1 rRNA gene is annotated in these 931 nt (G+C 51.1%); it reads left to right on the plus strand.

Annotated features, from left to right (window positions below):
• Positions 1 to 231 precede the first annotated feature (231 nt).
• Positions 232 to 931 (plus strand): 23S ribosomal RNA (locus tag KP806_RS27440); the annotation flags it as partial.

The following is a 931-nucleotide window of genomic DNA, read 5'->3' on the forward strand; positions in this document are numbered from 1 at the left end:
CAGCGCCGATGGTACTTGGACCGCAGGGTCCTGGGAGAGTAGGACGTCGCCAAGCGGGTGCATCATTGCACTCTAATATGTGAGTTTGTTGCCAATAATTACTTGTTGATTATGACAAACGGGCATGTTAAACTAATTTTCCTGTCAACGAAAACGACAGGGAAACAAACTTTGCACTTTGAAAACTGGATAGCAAAACAATGCATAGTAACATCCTTTAGCTTTAAATGAGGTTAAGCTAGTAAGAGCGCACGGAGGATGCCTAGGCACCAGGAGCCGAAGAAGGACGTGGCGAACAACGATACCGCCTCGGGGAGCCGTAAGCAGGCTTTGATCCGGGGATTTCCGAATGGGGAAACCCAGCTGTCGTAATGGACAGTTACTACTGAGTGAATCCATAGCTCAGTAAGAGGCATACCGGGGGAACTGAAACATCTAAGTACCCCGAGGAAGAGAAAACAAAAGTGATTCCGTCAGTAGCGGCGAGCGAACGCGGATTAGCCCAAACCAAGGAGCTTGCTCCTTGGGGTTGTAGGACGTCTCACATGGAGTTACAAAGGTGTTGGTTAGGCGAAGAGGTCTGGAAAGGCCCGCAAAACGAGGTAAAAGCCCTGTAACCAAAAGCCAGCACTCTCCGAGACGGATCCTGAGTACGGCGGGACACGTGAAACCCCGTCGGAATCCGGCAGGACCATCTGCCAAGGCTAAATACTCCCTGGTGACCGATAGTGAAGCAGTACCGTGAGGGAAAGGTGAAAAGCACCGCGGGAGCGGAGTGAAAAAGAACCTGAAACCGTGCGCTTACAAGAAGTCAGAGCCCGTTAAATGGGTGATGGCGTGCCTTTTGTAGAATGAACCGGCGAGTTACGATTACGTGCAAGGTTAAGGTGGAGAGCCGTAGCCGCAGCGAAAGCGAGTCTGAATAGGGCGA

The organism is Paenibacillus vietnamensis (assembly GCF_020169515.1).
In the GTDB taxonomy this organism is placed as follows: domain Bacteria; phylum Bacillota; class Bacilli; order Paenibacillales; family Paenibacillaceae; genus Pristimantibacillus; species Pristimantibacillus vietnamensis.